Below are 17661 nucleotides of genomic sequence, written 5' to 3'. Positions count from 1 at the left end.
TCAGCGCGCCTCCTCCGGCTCGCCGGCCTCGGCATCCGCGTCCGCAGGCGCGTTACTGTGGGAGAGAACGACATGGCGACCATGTCCCTCGCCCTCGGAGTTGCTGCCCAGCCCCGCCTCGCGGGCGAAGTCGTGCACGAGCTTGCGCTCGTAGGATGACATGGGCGCCAGGGCGACCCGGGCGTCCCCCGCCTGCAGACGCTCGGCGGCGTCGGCGACCAGGTCGCGCAGCTCCTGCTCGCGCTGCTCACGCGACCCCTGGACGTCGAGGACGAGCCGGCTGTACTCGCCGGTGCGTCGCTGCACGGCGAGCCGGGTCAGCTCCTGCAGCGCGGCCACGACGGGCTGCCGGGCGAGGACGCCCAGGTTCGCCTCCTCGTCATCGCTGTGCACGGAGACATAGGCGCGTCCGTCGCGCACCTCGATGTCGATGTCGCCGTCGAGGTCGGCGATGTCGAGCAGCTCCTCGATGTAGTCGGCCGCCGCATCACCCTCGATGTCGAGCGTCGTGCGCTCCGGCTCGTCGTGCTGGTCGTCGATCGGCTCGTCGCTCATCGTGTGCCCTTTCCGCCACGCTTCTGGCTCTGCCGCTTCGCGCGGCTCTTCCCCACCGGCTGCTGACGCTGCCCCTGCGGGTGCCCCTCGTGCCGGTCGAGCTCCTGCTGCTCCTTCTCGTCCAGCCGCCCCTTCGCGGCCAGCCGGCGCTGCCGGTCATAATAGGCCTTGCTGCCCGGGGTGGGCATGCGCCGGATGACGATCGCCTGCTGCACCATCGTCCAGATGTTCGAGGTGAACCAGTAGACGAGCAGGCCGATCGGGAAGGCGACGCCCGAGAAGATCATGATGAACGGCATGCCGTACATGAGCATCTTCTGCTGCTTGAACATCGGGGCGGCCTTGGCCTCCTCGGAGATGTTCTTGCCCATCATCTGCATGCTCGTGAAGAGCTGCGAGGAGACCATGAAGACGACGAGCACGGCGGCGAGCAGCACGACCTGCCATTCGGTCGGCTGGGCGTTGAGCGCGTTCATGAATGTCGTCGAGAGCTTCGCGCCGAAGATCGAGCTGTCACGGAAGCTCTCGGCGAGCCCCTCGTCGACGAGGCCGACACCCGCCTTGCCCGTGGCGGCGTCGTGGATCACGGAGTAGAGGGCGAAGAAGACCGGCAGCTGCACGAGCATCGGCAGGCACCCGGCCATCGGGTTCGTGCCGGCCTCCTTGTAGAGCGCCATCTGCTCCTGGGCCATGGCCTGGCGGGAGAGCTGGTCGGTCTTGCCCTTGTACTTCTGCTGGATCGCCCGCATCTTCGGGGCGAGCTCCATCGAGGCCCGGGAGGACTTGATCTGCTTGACGAACAGCGGGATGAGGGCGGCACGCACGACGAGCACGAGGCCGATGATCGACAGCGTCCACGCCCAGCCGGACGAGGGGGCCATGCCGACGACTGACGTCCACAGCCAGTGCCAGGCGACCAGAATCAGCTCGATGACCCATTTGATGGGCCACAGGATGCTGCCGATGAGATCCACGTCTCTCCTTCGTCCGGGGGTTCAGCAGGCGTCGTGCGCGCGGTGGCGGTGTGGCTCGGGCACCGGGTCGACACCACCGGCGTTGAAGGGCTGGCAGCGCAGCAGCCGCCACACGGTCAGGCCGGTGCCGACGACGAAGCCACGTCTCTCGTACGCCTCCTGAGCATAGGCCGAGCAGGTGGGATAGAAGCGGCAGACGTCGCCGTACAGCGGAGAGATGAAACGTCGATACCCGCGCAGCAGCAGCACCATCAGCCGCCGGGGGGCGAGCCACAGCCAGCGCCCCAGTGTGCACAGCGGGTTCGAGCAGGAGGTCAGGGCCGCGGTCATGCGCGCTCCGATCCCCCGACGAGACGATCGATCGCCCGGTGGACCTCGGCGCGGAGCGTCTGATGGTCGGCGCCGGCGGCGCCGGGCTTCGCCCGCAGCACGATGAGCAGGCCACACGGATGCTCCGCGAGCACCTCGCGGGCGATCTCGCGCAGCCGGCGCTTGACGCGATTGCGCACCGTGGCCTTGCCGACGGCGCGGCTCGTGATGCAGCCGACCCGACTGGTCGCGTCCGGCTCGATCGCCAGCGCATGGACGACCAGGTGCCGGGTGCCGCGACGCCTGCCCTGACGGCTCACCCGGGAGTAGTCGAGCGCGGAGGTCAGTCGATGCGCGCGATCAAGCATCCGCTGCTACGCGGCGAGCTCGGAGCGCCCCTTGCGACGACGGGCGGAGAGGATGGAGCGGCCGGCGCGCGTGCTCATGCGGGCGCGGAAGCCGTGCTTCTTGGCGCGACGACGGTTGTTGGGCTGAAACGTTCTCTTGGTCATGATCTCTCCGAAGGGGTGAAAAAGGCATGCCGGTATGACTGGCAACTGGCGATCGAGCCTACCCCGAACGCACCATGTCGGTCAAACCGGGCAGCGGACGACCATACATCCTCTCCGATCCAGCCGTGGATGCCGGCATGGACACGCCGACCGCCGGGGAACTCGGATTTGCAGACCCGTCCCGGCGGCGCTAGCGTGGCACAAGCGACTCATGGGGAGTGGCTTCCCAGCTGGTTATACACATGTTGAAACCATTGTGTACAACCCTGTGGAAAAGACGGAGGTCCGGGGAGTGGTGCATGCCGCAGATCGATGCGACGGTCGACCCGGCGGGCTTCTGGAGCGCCATGGCCCAGGCGCTGGCCGGTGACCCCGACGTCACCGGCCAGCTCTCCGGATTCATCGGGCTGATCCATCCCAAGGGCGCCATCGGCGACACCATCCTGCTCGAGGTGCCTGACGAGCTCGCCCGCGAGATGATCGAGCATCGGGCCCGGGATGCGATGGCGCGCGCGCTGGTCGCCGTGCAGCCCGAGCACCAGGACATCACGAACTTCGCCGTCATCGTCAACGCGGCGCTGCGCGACCTCGTGCAGAAGTCCCCCCAGCCGAGGCGCGCACCCAGCCAGCACGCGCTCGACCGCGCCGCCGAGCCCGTCGAGTCAACGGCGGCCGCGCATCCCGCGGCCGCGCAGCAGCGCATCGACCCGGCCACCGTGACCCCGCCGGCCGCGCCGGCGCGTCCGCACCAGCCGACCGCGGTCGGCGGCAGTCGCCTCAACCCGAAGTACACCTTCGACAGCTTCGTCATCGGCGCCTCGAACCGGTTCGCGCACGCCGCCGCCTTCGCCGTCGCGGAGACCCCTGCGAAGGCGTACAACCCGCTGTTCATCTACGGCGAGTCCGGGCTCGGCAAGACGCATCTGCTGCACGCGATCGGGCACTACGCGATCAGCCTGTTCCCCGGCATCCGGGTGCTGTACGTCAGTTCCGAGGAGTTCACGAACGACTTCATCAACTCGATCCAGCGCAACGAGGCGGCCGAGTTCCAGTCGCGCTACCGCGACATCGACATCCTGCTCATCGACGACATCCAGTTCCTGCAGGGCAAGGACTCCACACAGGAGGCCTTCTTCCACACGTTCAACAACCTGCACGACCACAACAAGCAGCTGGTGATCACGAGCGACTTGCCGCCGAAGCAGCTGACCGGGTTCCAGGAGCGGATGACCTCGCGGTTCGAGTGGGGGCTCACCACCGACGTGCAGGCGCCCGACCTCGAGACCCGCATCGCGATCCTCCGCCGCAAGGCCGAGAACGAGCAGATGGACGTGCCCGACGAGATCCTGGAGCTCATCGCCAGCCGGGTCTCGTCGAACATCCGCGAGTTGGAGGGAACACTGCTGCGCGTGATCGCCTACGCGAGCATCGAGCAGAAGCCGATCGACTTCGCCCTGGCGCAGACCGCGCTGAAGGACATGATCACGCTCGCCGACGACAACCACGTCGATCCGAAGACGATCATCGAGACGACCGCGAACTACTTCTCGCTGAGCGTGAAGGACATCGTCGGCACCTCCCGGTCGCAGCAGATCGCGCTGGCCCGGCAGATCGCCATGTACATCTGCCGCGAGCTGACGAGCCTGTCGCTGCCGAAGATCGGCCAGCTGTTCGGCAACCGCGATCACACCACGGTGATGTACGCCAACAACAAGATCTCGCGGCTCATGCAGGAGAAGCGGGCGATCTACAACCAGGTCAACGACATCTCCACCGCGGTGAAGCAGGCGCACCGGTAGGGACGATCCCGTCCCGAGCCGCCCCCCGACCAGGAATGCGCCGGGGCACTCGCGCACCGCCACGAGGGCGCCCCCTCTGGCATATCTCCAGTCGCGGCGACGAGATCTGGCGCGTGTCTGGTCGCCCGGTCAGCGGCGTCATCCAGCACACGATCCCGTGCACACGACACGTCCCGAGACCTCTCGATCCATCCACATCCTCATCCACACCCTGTGCACAGAACTACACGGGTGTGCTTCTCGTGGAACAGCGTTATCCACGGGTTTCTCCACACCCTGTGGATAACGCTTTCCCCAGGGTTTGCCATCCACAGTTCCACAGTGTTGTCCACAGGTCCTGTGGATAACCACCCTTTTCTGGGGATAAAACACCCCTTCGTGTGCACAATCCACAGGACTGGACGCCGCCCACGACAGCTCTCCACATCCCCATCCACAAGCTGTGCACAAACTACACACGTGTCGTTCCGCACCAGCATGCGGATCCCGCCGTTCATGCACCGATTGCACAGCCGTTGTTATTACCTGAGAGCATCACAAAGGGATCTCGAACTTCACGAACCTCTGCTCCGCCATCGGTCGGGACCCCGCCCGACATCGCATGACCGTGCCCTCTCCGTCGGCCCTGCGCTGCCGACGCACCCGGCCTTCGCCGGTGTCCGAGGAATGTGCGAAGATGTACCCTGCGCTGCTCCTAGCAGGTCCGCCCACGATGACGTGCGCAACACGCCGCTCCCGCATGGTCGCCACCCGATCCGCTCCGTCGGACCGCTCTGCCGACTGATCCGAGGCATGACGAGGGATCGCGGGGAGACGATCCGGTCACCCGGTGACGACGTCCACCGACGTGGCCGGCGGGAAGCGCGCCCGGCGCCCTGCACGGGCTGCCGGAACCGAGAGCAGAGATGGGAAGAGGGCATCAGTGAAACTCCAGATCAACCGTGACCTGCTCGCCGAGGCCGTGTCGTTCGCGGTCAAGCTGCTGCCGCAGCGGACGACGCTGCCGATCCTGAGCGGCATCCTGCTCGAGGCGCATGACGGTGATCTGCACCTGGCCACGTTCGACTACGAGGTCTCCTCGCAGACGGCCGTCGCCGCGGACATCGAGAGCGAGGGCAGCGTCCTGGTCTCGGGCCGGCTGCTCGCCGAGATCGCGGCGAAACTGCCCGACGACGACGTCACTCTCTCGCTCGAGGAGGGGCGGCTGCTCGTCATCAGCGGCTCCGCACGGTTCGAGCTGTACACGATGCCGCTCGAGGAGTACCCGACCCTCCCCCAGATCACGGAGTGGGTGGGCACCGTCGACGGCGAGCGGTTCGCGGACGCCGTGGCCCAGGTCGCCGTGGCCGCCTCCCGTGATGACGTCACCCCCGTCATCACCGGCGTGGAGATCGAGATCACCGCCGGCGAGCTCACCTTCCTCGCCACCGACCGGTACCGGGTAGCGGTGCGCGGCATCGAGTGGGAGAACACCGGCGAGACCACCGGTGAGGCGCTCGTGCCGGCCCGCACGCTCAGCGAGATCGCCAAGACGTTCGCCCACCAGGGGAACGTGCGCGTCGCGCTCGTGAAGAACGACGATCGCGAGCTCATCGCCTTCAGCGCGAACCGCCGCACCGTCACCTCGCTGCTCATCAAGGGCAACTACCCGCCCGTCCGCCGCCTGTTCCCGCAGAGCGTCGAGAACCACGCGGTGGTCAACACCGCCGAGCTCATCGACGCGGTGCGCCGCGTCTCGCTCGTGCTCGACCGCGAGAGCCCGCTGCGGTTCACCTTCAACCTCGACGGCGTGACCCTCGAGGCGATCGGCAGCGACCAGGCCCAGGCCCGCGAGCAGGTCGAGGCGTTCCTGACCGGTGACGAGGTCGTCATCTCGATGAAGCCGCAGTTCCTCATCGACGGGCTGCACTCCACCCGCTGCGAGTTCGCCCGGCTGGCGTTCACCCGCACCGACAACCCGCACAAACCGGGGCCGGTGCTCATCACCGGGCAGACCAGCCGCGACGCCGTCGAGGCCGGCGCCTTCAAATACCTGCTGCAGCCGAACCTCCTGCTGCGCTGAGCCGGGGCACCCGTGTACGTGCAGCGGCTGGAGGTGCGCGACTTCCGCAACTACACGCATGCCGTCCTCGAGCTCGGGCCGCGCATCCAGGTGTTCGCCGGGCGCAACGGCCAGGGCAAGACGAACCTCGTCGAGGCGGTGCGGTATCTGTCCGTGTTCGGCTCGCACCGCGTGCCCACCACGGTGCCGCTCATCCGGGCCGGATGCGACCAGGCGATCGTGCGGGCGACGGTGCTGCACGAGGGGCGGCAGCTGCAGCTCGACGCGCAGCTGAACCGGGACGCGCCCAATCGCGTCCGCGTGGGCCGCGCCCCGCGTCGGGTCGCCGAGGCCGCCGGCCAGCTCGCCACCGTGCTGTTCGCGCCTGAGGACCTCGCCTTGGTGCGCGGGGGGCCGGAGACCCGGCGGCGGATGCTCGACGAGCTCGCGGTGGCCATGCGCCCCCGCCTCGCCGAGACGATCAGCGGCTACGACCGGGTGTTGCGGCAGCGCAACACGCTGCTGAAGAGCGCCCGGGCCTCGCGGGTCGGCACCGGCGGCCTCGGCACCCTCGACGTGTGGGACGAGCAGCTCGTCGACCTGGGCACGGCGATCCTGCGGCAGCGGGTCGCGCTCGTCGGCTCGATCGCCGGTCCGCTGGCCCGTCTCTACGACCTGATCGCCGACACTGACGCCGGGGCGACGGCCGAGCTGCGCACGAACACGGTCGCCGCGCTCGCCGGGGCCGGGGACGCGTCCGCCGTGCGCGCCGAGTTCGCCGACCGGCTGCGCGAGGCCCGGCCCCGCGATCTCGAGCGCGGCGTCACCTCGGTCGGCCCGCACCGCGACGATCTGCTGCTCGCGATCGACGGGCTGCCCGCCCGGGAGTACGCGAGCCACGGCGAGGGGTGGTCGCTGGCGCTGGCCCTGCGCCTGGCCGGCGCCGAGGCGTTGCGGGCCGTGTCGCCCGCCGGCGACCCCGTGCTCATCCTCGACGACGTGTTCGCCGAGCTGGACGCGGCCCGGCGGGGCCGGCTGATCGGGCTCGCCTCCGGCTACGAGCAGGTGCTCGTCACCGCCGCCGTGCTCGAGGACGTGCCGCGCTTCGCCGACCGGCCGACTGCCGTGGTGCACGTCGACCGCGGCCGGCTCAGCGGCGACGGGGTGATCGTCGGCGGCGGGGCGGAGGCCGTGGATGGCTGAGATCCGCGACGAGGCGTCGCTCGTCTACCTGCGGATGCGCCGCGTGTTCGGCGGCCGGCGCCGGCGCGCCCGGCAGGGCGACGGCTCACCCTCGGACGAGCCGTTCGCGCCGGGCCGCGATCCGCACGGCATCGGCCAGGTGATGGGCCGGCTGGTGCGCGAGCGGGGCTGGGAGCCGACGCTGGAGAAGGCCCGGCTCGCGGTCGACTGGCGTCTGGTCGTCGGCGACGACATCGCCGCGCGCACGAGCGCCCGGCTCAACGGCACGGTGGTCGAGGTGCGTTGTCAGTCGACCGCCTGGGCGGCGAACCTGCGCCTGATGAAGAGTCGTCTGCTCGGCCGGATCGCCGAGCTGCTGCCCGAGGTGGAGGTCACCGACATGCGCTTCATCGGGCCGGACGCGCCGTCGTGGCGCCGCGGCATCCGGTCGGTGCCCGGTCGCGGCCCTCGCGACACCTACGGGTAGCGGAGGCGGAATCGCCGTCACCGGCCGTCACACGCCGTCTCGGCCGTGTGGAGGGCGTCCGGAGTGAATCCACGCGAGTGCCCGGTGAATGGCTGAGAGGGCCGGAATCGCGCCGGAGAGGGCTGCAAGCTGCTAGAATGGGCAGGCTTGACCGGTGCTCTCCACAGCCGGTCGCATCGACGAATCAGGAGCGGCACAGCGCGATGACCCCAGAGCAGCATTCCTACGATGCCAGCGACATCACCGTCCTCGAGGGGCTCGAGGCGGTGCGGAAGCGGCCCGGCATGTACATCGGCTCGACCGGGCCGCGCGGGCTGCACCACCTGGTCTACGAGGTCGTCGACAACGGCGTGGACGAGGCGCTGGCCGGCTATGCGACGCACATCGAGGTGACGTTGCTGCCGGGCGACGGCGTGCGGGTCGTCGACGATGGCCGCGGCATCCCCGTCGCGGAGCATCCCACCGAGCACCGCTCGACGCTCGAGGTCGTCATGACGGTGCTGCACGCCGGCGGCAAGTTCGGCGGCGGCGGTTACTCGGTCTCCGGTGGCCTGCACGGCGTCGGCATCTCCGTGGTCAACGCGCTCTCCACCCGGGTCGACACCGTGGTGCGGCGCGACGGCCACGTCTGGCGGCAGTCGTTCCATGACGGCGGGGCCCCGATCGCCCCGATCGAGATGGGCGAGGCGACCGACGAGACGGGCACCTCGCAGACCTTCTGGCCGGACCCGGAGATCTTCGAGACGACCCGCTTCGACTTCGAGACGCTGCGGCAGCGGTTCCAGCAGGTCGCCTTCCTCAACAAGGGGCTGACGATCACGCTCACCGACGAGCGCGGCGAGGAGCCGGTGAGCGTGCGCTACCGGTACGACCGGGGGCTGACCGACTACGTCGAGTTCCTCAACGCCGCGAAGAAGGCCGAGGTCATCAACGACCCGATCATCGACTTCGAGGCCGAGGACGCCGAGCGCGGCATGTCGCTCGAGGTCGCCATGCAGTGGACCACCGGGTACACGGAGAGCGTGCACACGTACGCGAACACGATCAACACGTACGAGGGCGGCACGCACGAGGAGGGCTTCCGCGCGGCGCTGACCTCGCTGATCAACCGGTACGGGCGCGACAAGGGCATCCTCAAGGACAAGGACGACAACCTCACCGGCGACGACGTGCGCGAGGGGCTCACCGCGGTCATCTCGATCAAGCTCGCCGAGCCCCAGTTCGAGGGGCAGACCAAGACGAAGCTCGGCAACACCGAGGCCAAGGCGTTCGTGCAGAAGGTCACCGGTGAGCAGCTGACCGACTGGTTCGACCGCAACCCGCAGCAGGCGAAGGACATCATCCGCAAGGGGATGCAGGCCTCCCAGGCGCGGGTCGCCGCCCGCAAGGCCCGCGAGGCGACCCGGCGCAAGAGCGTGCTGGAGTCCGGCGGCATGCCGGGCAAGCTCAAGGACTGCTCGTCGAAGCACGCCGAGATCTGCGAGATCTTCCTGGTCGAGGGCGACTCGGCCGGCGGCTCGGCCGTGCAGGGGCGCAACCCGGAGACGCAGGCGATCCTGCCGCTGCGCGGCAAGATCCTCAACGTCGAGAAGGCCCGGCTCGACCGGGCGCTGCAGAACAACGAGATCCAGGCGATGATTACCGCGTTCGGCGCGGGCATCGGCGAGGAGTTCGACTACGACAAGCTGCGCTACCACAAGATCGTGGTGATGAGCGATGCGGACGTCGACGGTGCGCACATCGCGACGCTGCTGCTGACGTTCTTCTTCCGCTACATGCGACCGCTCATCGAGCACGGCAACGTGTTCCTGGCCCAGCCGCCGCTGTACCGACTGAAGTGGAGCGACCGTGACCACGAGTTCGCCTACTCCGACGAGGAGCGCGACGAGCTGCTCGCCGCCGGGCGGGCCGCCGGGCACCGGCTGCCGAAGGACGCCGGCATCCAGCGCTACAAGGGCCTCGGCGAGATGAACTACGAGGAGCTGTGGGAGACCACGATGAACCCGGAGACGCGCACGCTGCTGCAGGTGCGGCTCGATGACGCGGCGAAGGCCGACGAGGTGTTCTCGGTGCTGATGGGCGAGGACGTCGACGCCCGGCGCACGTTCATCCAGACGAACGCCAAGGACGTGCGCTTCCTGGACATCTGACGCGCCGGCCGCGGCGATGACCGCGGCGGCGCCCACGACATCCGCCACAGGCAGCCGGAACAGGAGACAAGAGGACGATGGCAGACGACATGACCGAGACCCCGCACAATCACGGGAGGATCTCGCCGGTCGATCTCAACACCGAGATGCAGAAGTCGTATCTCGACTACGCGATGAGCGTGATCGTGGGACGGGCGCTGCCGGACGTGCGCGACGGGCTCAAGCCGGTGCACCGCCGGGTCATCTACGGCATGTTCGACGGCGGGTACCGCCCTGACAAGGGGTTCAACAAGTGCTCGCGCGTCGTCGGCGAGGTCATGGGCCAGTACCACCCGCACGGCGACTCGGCCATCTACGACACCCTCGTGCGCCTCGTGCAGCCGTGGAGCATGCGCTACCCGCTCGCGCTCGGCCAGGGCAACTTCGGCTCCCCGGGCAATGACCCCGCCGCCGCGCCCCGGTACACCGAGACGAAGATGGCGCCGCTCGCGCTCGAGCTCGTGCGCGACATCGACGAGGAAACCGTCGACTTCGAGGACAACTACGACGGCAAGACCCAGGAGCCGACCGTGCTGCCGAGCCGGTTCCCGAACCTGCTCGTCAACGGCTCGGTCGGCATCGCCGTCGGCATGGCCACGAACATCCCGCCGCACAATCTCCGCGAGGTCGCCGACGGCGTGCAGTGGGCGCTCGCACACCCGGACGCCACCCGCGAGGAGCTGCAGGACGCGCTGATCGAGCGGATCAAGGGCCCGGACTTCCCCACCGGCGCGCTGATCCTCGGCCGCAGGGGCATCGAGCAGGCGTACCGTACCGGGCGCGGCTCGATCACGATGCGCGCCGTGGTGAGCATCGAGGAGATCCACAACCGCACCTGTCTGGTGATCACCGAGCTGCCCTACCAGGTCAACCCCGACAACCTCGCGATCAAGATCGCCGAGCTCGTCAAGGACGGCCGGGTGAGCGGCATCGCCGACATCCGCGACGAGACCTCGGGCCGCACCGGCCAGCGCCTAGTCATCGTGCTCAAGCGCGACGCCGTGGCGAAGGTCGTGCTCAACAACCTGTACAAGCACACGCAGCTGCAGGACAACTTCGGCGCGAACATGATCGCCCTGGTGGACGGCGTGCCCCGCACGCTCTCCATCGACCAGTTCATCTCGCTGTGGATCGATCACCAGATCGACGTCATCGTGCGCCGCACCCGCTTCCGACTGCGCAAGGCCGAGGAGCGCGCCCACATTCTCGAGGGGTATCTGAAGGCGCTCGACGCGCTCGACGAGGTCATCGCCCTCATCCGCTCCTCGCGCACCGTCGACGACGCGCGCGAGGGCCTGAAGACGCTGCTGGCCATCGACGACCTGCAGGCGCGGGCCATCCTGAACATGCAGCTGCGCCAGCTGGCCGCCCTCGAGCGGCAGAAGATCACCGATGAGTACACCGAGCTGCAGGAGCGCATCGGCGAGTACCACGAGATCCTCGCCAGCCCTGTCCGGCAGCGCGAGATCGTCGGCGAGGAGCTCGGCGAGATCGTCGACCGGTACGGCGACGAGCGGCGCACCACCATCGAGTACGGCTATGACGGCGACATGTCGGTCGAGGATCTCATCCCCGAGGAGCAGGTCGTCGTCACCATGACCCGCGGCGGCTACATCAAGCGCACGAAGGTCGACAGCTACCGCTCGCAGCACCGCGGTGGCAAGGGGATCAAGGGCGCCCAGCTGCGCGCGGACGACGTCGTCGAGCACCTGTTCGTGACCACCACCCACCATTGGCTGTTGTTCTTCACGAATACCGGGCGGGTTTACCGGGCCAAGACGTATGAGGTGCCGGAGGCCGGCCGCGACTCGAAGGGTCAGCACGTGGCGAACCTGCTCGCCCTGGCCCCGGACGAGACGATCGCGCAGGTGATCGACATCTCCGGCTACGATCAGGCGCGCTACCTCGTGCTCGCCACGCGGCGCGGACTCGTCAAGAAGACCCGCCTGGACGCGTACGACTCGCCTCGCTCGGCTGGGCTCATCGCGGTGAACCTGCGCGAGGGCGACGAGCTCGTCTCGGCGATGCTCGCCGATCCCGGCGACGACATCATCCTCGTGTCGCGGCAGGGGCTCAGCCTGCGCTTCACCGCCGACGACGACACGCTGCGCCCGATGGGTCGCGACACGTCCGGGGTGAAGGGCATGACGTTCCGCGAGGGCGACGCCCTGCTGTCGGCGAGCGTCATCCCCGCCGGGGTCGACCCGAGCGACCAGTTCGTGTTCGTCGTCACCCAGGGCGGGTACGCCAAGCGCACCGCGGTCGACCAGTACCGGGTGCAGGGCCGTGGTGGCAAGGGCATCAAGGTGGCCAAGCTCAACGACGACCGCGGCGAGCTCGCCGGAGCGCTCATCGTGTCGGAGCACGACGAGGTGCTCGTGGTGCTCGCCGGAGGCAAGGTCATCCGCTCCGCGGTCGATGAGGTGCCCGCCAAGGGGCGCGATACGATGGGAGTCGTCTTCGCCCGAGTCGAGGGGCGTGACCGCGTCATCTCCGTGGCGCGCAACGAGGAGCGCGCACTCGACGAGGCGGACGTGGGGGAGACGGCCGACGTGGTGCGGGATGACGCGGCCGACGCGTCCGCCCCGGCGCAGCAGTGAGAGGAACCAGGAAGATGAACAGCATCGCCCCCATGTCGGGGTCCACGGCGAACCGGCCGGCGCAGGGCCGTCGGCTCGTGCACCTGCGACTCGTCGCGGTGAACGTGTGGTCGGCTTTCAAGGTCTCGTTCCTGGTCTCGATCGCCCTGGCGATCGTGGGCCTCGTGCTGGCCCTGCTCACCTGGCTGTTCGTGTCGCAGCTCGGCCTGTTCCAGCCGATCAACGACCTGCTGTCGACGACGAGCAGCGACGGCGCCGAGAACGTCGCGCGCATCTTCAGCTTCGGCCGGGTGATGGGGCTGTCAGTGCTCGCAGGCATCGTCACCATCATCTTCGGCACGCTGTTCGGCGGGCTGTGCGCGGTGATCTACAATGCCATCGCGCGCATCGTCGGCGGTCTGAAGCTCACGTTCAGCAACGTGCGGTGAGGGCGGTCGTGCCCCCGTGGCGTGATTTGCCTGCGGCGCCAGACCTGTTGTAAACTCATCTGGTGCTGTGAAACGGGCCTATAGCTCAGGTGGTTAGAGCGCTTCGCTGATAACGAAGAGGTCCCTGGTTCAAGTCCAGGTAGGCCCACCAGTTCCGGTCGGATCCCGCGTGAACGTGGTTCTCGATCCCGCCGGCGATGAGCATCCCGCCTCCTCCGTCGTGTCCGGAGGAAGCGCGAGGAAACTCGAGCCGCGGTCACTCGGCTCGGGCACGGGGCCTTAGCTCAATTGGTAGAGCGCCTGCTTTGCAAGCAGGAGGTCAGGGGTTCGATTCCCCTAGGCTCCACGATCCCCAGGGGCAGCCGAATCCCCTGACCGAGTGTTCCCTCCTGTCGTGACGGTGAAAGGCTCCACGAGGTGGAGGGGTGCGCCCTTTAAAGATCGACCCTAGACCTGCGCCTTGGTGGAGAGAACGACCTTGCGGCTGCCGAAGGCGGCAGTGACCTCCACGATGCCACCGAGGGCCTCGTCGACGGGGCGCTTGGCGCGCACGTCGCTCCAAGCGGTGGTCGTCGTCCTGACGCTCATCTCATTCCTCCCCCGTTCGTCAGCCCCTCATCGAACCGGTCATCGGCGATCGGGGTGTTCACGCCGTGCCACTGCCTCCATCTGCCTGCCCTGTCTCCTGCGATGGGCGGGATGGCGCGGGGCTTCGGATCGAACGCGAACAGAATCCTGATCTCGCTGCGCCCCGCCGATCTTGGACGCAGCTCCTTCATGTCGTGATGGCGAGAACCTCTGATCCGATCCGCTGTCGGTCGCCCGTGCGTGGGCCCTTCGGTCTCCAGCCGGGTGATCGCGGCAGCGACCAGGTCGTACGTCTCGTCATCCAGTCCCAGACCCCACGACTGCACGTCTTCCCCGAACCGCACCTTCTCAGACACGTCGCCGACACAGACCAGGGATGATGTCGACTCAGGCCTGTGTCTGTCGCGGTTGCCACGGCGTCTCATGTGGCATCCAGACTGGAGGATCGTGCAACTCGCACGCGCGCCCGCGCTCGGTCGTCTCCAGCCGCACACGCGAACGGCGGGCCACGAGGCGTCTGCCCCGTGACCCGCCGTCATGGCGCCGTCAGCGGCCGCCCGTCAGCGATGTCGGGGCGGCCGCGTCTGACTCACTTCTCGTCGAGGCCCTTGCCCGACGGCGAGACCAGGATCTTCACCGCGGTCTCGTTGTGGTTGATCAGCGTGTCGAAGCCCTCGTCGACGAGGTGCTCGAGCGCGATCTTCTTGGTGATGAACGGCTTGAGGTCGACCTTGCCGCTCTCGACCAGAGCGATCGTCTTGGGGTGCGTGTTGACGTAGCCGATCGTGCCGCGCACGTCGAGCTCCTTCATCACGAGCTTGTGCATGTCGAACTGGGCCTTCCTGCCCCAGATCGACACGACCACGATCACGCCGGTCGGGCGCACCGCGTCCATCAGCGTGTCGAACACGACCTGCACGCTCGTGCACTCGAAGGCGACGTCGGCGCCCTTGCCGTCTGTGCGCTTGCGCACCTCCTCCACCACGTCGACCTCGGCCGGGTTGAACGCCTCGTCGACGACGCCGGCATCGAGGGCCTTCTGCCGGCGCAGCGGGCTGAGCTCGGAGATGTAGACCTTCAGACCGAGGGCGTGCAGCACGGTGGCGGTGAGCAGGCCGATCGGGCCGGCGCCGCCGACCAGGGCGGTCTGGCCCTCCTTCGCGCCCGAGCGCTCGACCGCGTGGTAGGCGACCGACAGCGGCTCGATGAGCGCGGCCTCGTCCAGCGGCAGCTTCGAGTCGATCTTGTGCACCCAGCGACGGCGCACGACGATGTTCTCCGACAGGCCGCCGCCGCGTCCGGCCAGACCGATGAAGTTCATGTCCTTCGAGAGGTGGTAGTCCTTGCTCTCCGGGCCGGTGTACACGTCGTCGCCGACGATGTATGGCTCGACGACGACGTGGTCGCCGACCTTCAGGTCGTCGACGCCCTCGCCGACCTCGCTGATCACGCCCGAGAACTCATGGCCGAGCGTGACCGGGCTCTCCTCGCCCGAGATCGGATGCGGATGCCCCTTCGGCGGGCAGAAGATCGGCCCGTCCAGGTACTCGTGCAGGTCGGTGCCGCAGATGCCGCACCAGGCCACGTCGATGCGCACCGTGCCGGGCTCGAGCTTCTGCTCGGGGATGTCCTCGATGCGGATGTCGTGGTTGTCGTAATAGCGTGCTGCCTTCAACTGAGCCTCCTTGTCGCCCATTCTCAGTGATCGGCGGGACACCGCCCGATGGCCGTGCCCGTCGCCCCGGACGTCGGCTCGCTCGGCGAATCTGCTCGTCTGCGGACGGTGACATCCGGGTTCACGATCGAGTGTAGGCAGGGGCGTCTCGGAACAGAACGGGCATCCGGGGGCGGAACGTGACAGCGCCGCGGGAATGTGTCGAAATGGGACACTCCCGCGGCGCTGTGGTCCGACCGTGTCGGGTGACACGGTCGGCGTGCGTCGATCAGCGTGCGTCGATCTCGTCGTCCAGACCGATCCAGTGCTCGTCGGCCAGGGTCAGCGAGCGGGCGACGGTGACCCCGATGGCGATCGCGGCGACCCCGGCCACGCCGATCAGCGTCCACCGCAGCACATGCCGCTTGCGGCGACGCGGCACCGGCAGCCGCTCGGCGATGGTGTCGGTCGCGGCCCGGGCGGCGTCCTTCGCCGTCGATCGTGCCGTGTCGCGCGCCTGGCGGGCCACCGCACCGGCTCGGCTCACCCCGTCGGCGACGACCTGCGACGCCTGACGCGCCACGTCGCCGCCCCGGGCGCCGTCCAGCACGGAGCGGGCCTGTGCGACCGCGGCGCTCGCCGCGGGCAGCACGTCGGAGACGAGGCGCTCCCGTGCCGCCTGCGTGGCCTCGCCGGCCTTCTCTGCCCCCTTCTGCGCCAGCGGGCGCACGGTCGAGTCGGTGAACCGCTCGACCTCGTCCAGTGCGCGATCCAGCCGTGAGCGCAGCTGGCCGATGCCCTGTGCGACCCCGTCGACGACGGTGTCGGTGACGCTCTCGGCCGCTTCGCGGCCCTTCTTCGCAGCCCTGTCTGCCATGGTGTGACCTCCTCGCTCTCATTGTGCCATCCGCTCGTCGGCGCCGAGCACGAGTGTGGGAGAATCGGGGCATGACTCAGCAGACCCATACCGCGACCATCCACACGAACCACGGCGACATCGTCGTGAACCTCTTCGGGTTCCACGCGCCGAAGACCGTCGAGAACTTCGTCGGCCTCGCCACGGGCGAGCGGGAGTGGAAGGATCCGGCCACCGGCGAGCAGAAGAGCACGCCGCTGTACGAGAACGTGGTGTTCCACCGGGTCATCCCCGGTTTCATGATCCAGGGTGGCGACCCGATCGGCACCGGCACCGGCGGTCCCGGCTACGTCTTCGACGACGAGATCCACCCCGAGCTGCAGTTCGACCGCCCCTACCTGCTCGCCATGGCGAACGCCGGCAGGCGCATGGGGCACGGCACCAACGGCTCGCAATTCTTCATCACAGTCGACGCCACGCCGTGGCTGAACGGCCACCACACGATCTTCGGCGAGGTCGCCGATGACGCCTCGCGCAAGGTCGTCGACGAGATCGCCGCCGTGCCGACCCAGGGCGCCGACCGTCCCGTGGACGACGTGGTCATCACCGGCATCGACGTCGCGAAGGCCTGACGTGGCCGCACTCGCACAGCGGGTGCGCCGGGCGTTCGCGCGCCCCGGCGCACCCGTCGTCAGCTACACGCTGATCATCCTCTGCGTGGCCGCCTACCTGCTGCAGCTGGCGTGGCCCGGCTTCACCGCGCTGATGGAGCTCGACAGCGTCGCGATCGGCGGAGTGTTCCTGTCCGGGCCGGCCGCAGCGTTCTCCGGGCTCGTGCCGTTCGAGCCCTGGCGCATCCTCACCTACGGGTTCGTCCACTCGACCGCGAGCCTGATCCCCTGGCACCTGCTGCTGAACATGTACACCCTGTGGATCTTCGGGGTGATGCTCGAGCCGATGATCGGCCGGGGACGCTTCCTCACCCTGTATCTGTTCGGTCTCGTCGGCGGCGCGCTGGGTGCGTACATCCTGGCGCCCGGCTACGCGGTCGTGGGCGCCTCGGGCGCGCTGTTCGCGATGATGGCCGCGCTGCTGATCATCCAGCGGAGCATGGGCGGGCAGACCACCCAGCTGCTCGTGCTCGTGGCCATCAACTTCATCTACGGACTGTTCGCCGGCGGGGTCTCCTGGCAGACGCACCTGGGCGGCCTGGTGACGGGCGCGCTGGTGGGGCTCATCCTCGCCGAGACGCGGAGATCGAGGGATCGTCGCGCGATGATCGGCTACTTCGTGCTGCTCGGGGCGGTGATGGCCGTATTGTTCTGGATCACTCCGCAGGTGGTCTGGGTGCGGGCGTTCGGCTGAGACGCCGCGGCGTTCGACCGGGGCCCGGGCCTTCCTGCGGTGCGGGGTGGCTTGGCGGCCGTATGCAGGCCGTGGCAGCCCTGGGGTGGCCGTGCCCGGCCTGGCGACGTGGGCTGCGGCGC

At 68.6% G+C, this 17661-nt stretch carries 18 protein-coding genes and 2 tRNA genes; 11 read left to right on the top strand and 9 right to left on the bottom strand.

Annotated elements, in window-relative coordinates; genetic code table 11:
- Genes F8O02_RS01260 through rpmH form a run of 5 tightly spaced genes read right to left on the bottom strand, consistent with a single transcriptional unit; the run spans position 1 to position 2350 of the window.
- Positions 1-555 (bottom strand): Jag family protein, encoded by a 555-nt coding sequence (locus F8O02_RS01260; protein ID WP_158035363.1) that lies wholly within the window; start codon positions 553-555, stop codon positions 1-3.
- Complete coding sequence (gene yidC, locus F8O02_RS01255; RefSeq protein WP_158035362.1) at positions 552-1529, bottom strand: membrane protein insertase YidC; 978 nt, start codon at positions 1527-1529, stop codon at positions 552-554. Before yidC ends, F8O02_RS01260 begins: the two co-directional genes overlap by 4 nt.
- Positions 1530-1550: 21 nt before the next feature.
- The gene (gene yidD / locus F8O02_RS01250; protein ID WP_158035361.1) at positions 1551-1859 is read right to left on the bottom strand and encodes a membrane protein insertion efficiency factor YidD; all 309 of its coding nucleotides are present in this window, start codon (positions 1857-1859) and stop codon (positions 1551-1553) included.
- Entirely contained in the window at positions 1856-2206 is a 351-nt protein-coding gene (gene rnpA / locus F8O02_RS01245; RefSeq protein ID WP_158035360.1) for a ribonuclease P protein component, read from the bottom strand. Before rnpA ends, yidD begins: the two co-directional genes overlap by 4 nt.
- A 6-nt stretch (positions 2207-2212) precedes the next feature.
- Positions 2213-2350 (bottom strand): 50S ribosomal protein L34, encoded by a 138-nt coding sequence (gene rpmH, locus F8O02_RS01240; protein WP_158035359.1) that lies wholly within the window; start codon positions 2348-2350, stop codon positions 2213-2215.
- Between the two features lie 308 nt (positions 2351-2658).
- On the opposite strand from rpmH, the gene dnaA reads away from it, so the two are divergent.
- The 9 genes from dnaA to F8O02_RS01195 all read left to right on the top strand — a co-directional run bounded on the left by dnaA (position 2659) and on the right by F8O02_RS01195 (position 13422).
- Positions 2659-4149, top strand: coding sequence for a chromosomal replication initiator protein DnaA (gene dnaA / locus F8O02_RS01235; RefSeq protein WP_404821166.1), 1491 nt, complete (start codon positions 2659-2661; stop codon positions 4147-4149).
- A 922-nt stretch (positions 4150-5071) separates the two neighbouring features.
- Positions 5072-6211 (top strand): DNA polymerase III subunit beta, encoded by a 1140-nt coding sequence (dnaN, locus tag F8O02_RS01230; protein ID WP_158035357.1) that lies wholly within the window; start codon positions 5072-5074, stop codon positions 6209-6211.
- 12 nt (positions 6212-6223) lie between these two features.
- Positions 6224-7393 (top strand): DNA replication/repair protein RecF, encoded by a 1170-nt coding sequence (gene recF, locus F8O02_RS01225; RefSeq protein WP_158035356.1) that lies wholly within the window; start codon positions 6224-6226, stop codon positions 7391-7393.
- On the top strand, positions 7386-7859 hold the full coding sequence (locus F8O02_RS01220; protein ID WP_158035355.1) for a DUF721 domain-containing protein: 474 nt from the start codon (positions 7386-7388) through the stop codon (positions 7857-7859). Before recF ends, F8O02_RS01220 begins: the two co-directional genes overlap by 8 nt.
- A 203-nt stretch (positions 7860-8062) precedes the next feature.
- Positions 8063-10009: a DNA topoisomerase (ATP-hydrolyzing) subunit B gene (gyrB, locus tag F8O02_RS01215; RefSeq protein WP_158035354.1), complete on the top strand. Its 1947-nt coding sequence runs from the start codon at positions 8063-8065 to the stop codon at positions 10007-10009.
- Between the two features lie 77 nt (positions 10010-10086).
- Entirely contained in the window at positions 10087-12648 is a 2562-nt protein-coding gene (gyrA, locus tag F8O02_RS01210) for a DNA gyrase subunit A (protein ID WP_158035353.1), read from the top strand.
- Between the two features lie 14 nt (positions 12649-12662).
- The gene (locus F8O02_RS01205) at positions 12663-13076 is read left to right on the top strand and encodes a DUF3566 domain-containing protein (RefSeq protein ID WP_158035352.1); all 414 of its coding nucleotides are present in this window, start codon (positions 12663-12665) and stop codon (positions 13074-13076) included.
- 74 nt (positions 13077-13150) lie between these two features.
- Positions 13151-13227 (top strand) — tRNA-Ile (locus F8O02_RS01200).
- Positions 13228-13349: 122 nt separating this feature from the next.
- Positions 13350-13422, top strand: a tRNA-Ala gene (locus tag F8O02_RS01195).
- Between the two features lie 101 nt (positions 13423-13523).
- Here the strand turns inward: F8O02_RS01195 and F8O02_RS08965 are convergent.
- From F8O02_RS08965 to F8O02_RS08960, 4 genes are all read right to left on the bottom strand, one after another.
- A complete protein-coding gene (locus F8O02_RS08965) occupies positions 13524-13664 on the bottom strand; it encodes a hypothetical protein (RefSeq protein WP_179416240.1) in 141 nt (46 codons plus the stop codon).
- Positions 13661-14089, bottom strand: coding sequence for a type II toxin-antitoxin system RelE/ParE family toxin (locus F8O02_RS01190; RefSeq protein ID WP_158035351.1), 429 nt, complete (start codon positions 14087-14089; stop codon positions 13661-13663). Before F8O02_RS01190 ends, F8O02_RS08965 begins: the two co-directional genes overlap by 4 nt.
- A gap of 164 nt (positions 14090-14253) precedes the next feature.
- Positions 14254-15339: a 2,3-butanediol dehydrogenase gene (locus tag F8O02_RS01185; protein WP_158035350.1), complete on the bottom strand. Its 1086-nt coding sequence runs from the start codon at positions 15337-15339 to the stop codon at positions 14254-14256.
- 268 nt (positions 15340-15607) lie between these two features.
- Positions 15608-16195, bottom strand: a complete 588-nt coding sequence (locus F8O02_RS08960) for a hypothetical protein (RefSeq protein WP_179416241.1) — start codon at positions 16193-16195, stop codon at positions 15608-15610.
- A gap of 71 nt (positions 16196-16266) precedes the next feature.
- Here F8O02_RS08960 and F8O02_RS01175 point away from each other — a divergent pair, with 71 nt between their 5' ends.
- Both F8O02_RS01175 and F8O02_RS01170 read left to right on the top strand, forming a co-directional pair.
- Positions 16267-16806 (top strand): peptidylprolyl isomerase, encoded by a 540-nt coding sequence (locus tag F8O02_RS01175; protein WP_158035349.1) that lies wholly within the window; start codon positions 16267-16269, stop codon positions 16804-16806.
- A gap of 1 nt (position 16807) precedes the next feature.
- Positions 16808-17539 carry a rhomboid family intramembrane serine protease gene (locus tag F8O02_RS01170; protein ID WP_179416242.1) on the top strand — a complete coding sequence of 244 codons (732 nt, stop codon included), beginning with the start codon at positions 16808-16810 and terminating at the stop codon, positions 17537-17539.
- Positions 17540-17661 lie beyond the last annotated feature (122 nt).

The sequence above is a fragment of the Pseudoclavibacter caeni genome (genome assembly GCF_008831125.1).
GTDB lineage: Bacteria > Actinomycetota > Actinomycetes > Actinomycetales > Microbacteriaceae > Pseudoclavibacter_A > Pseudoclavibacter_A caeni.
Note: the sequence above shows the minus strand (reverse complement) of the source record. Positions and strands in the feature narration are given on the sequence as shown.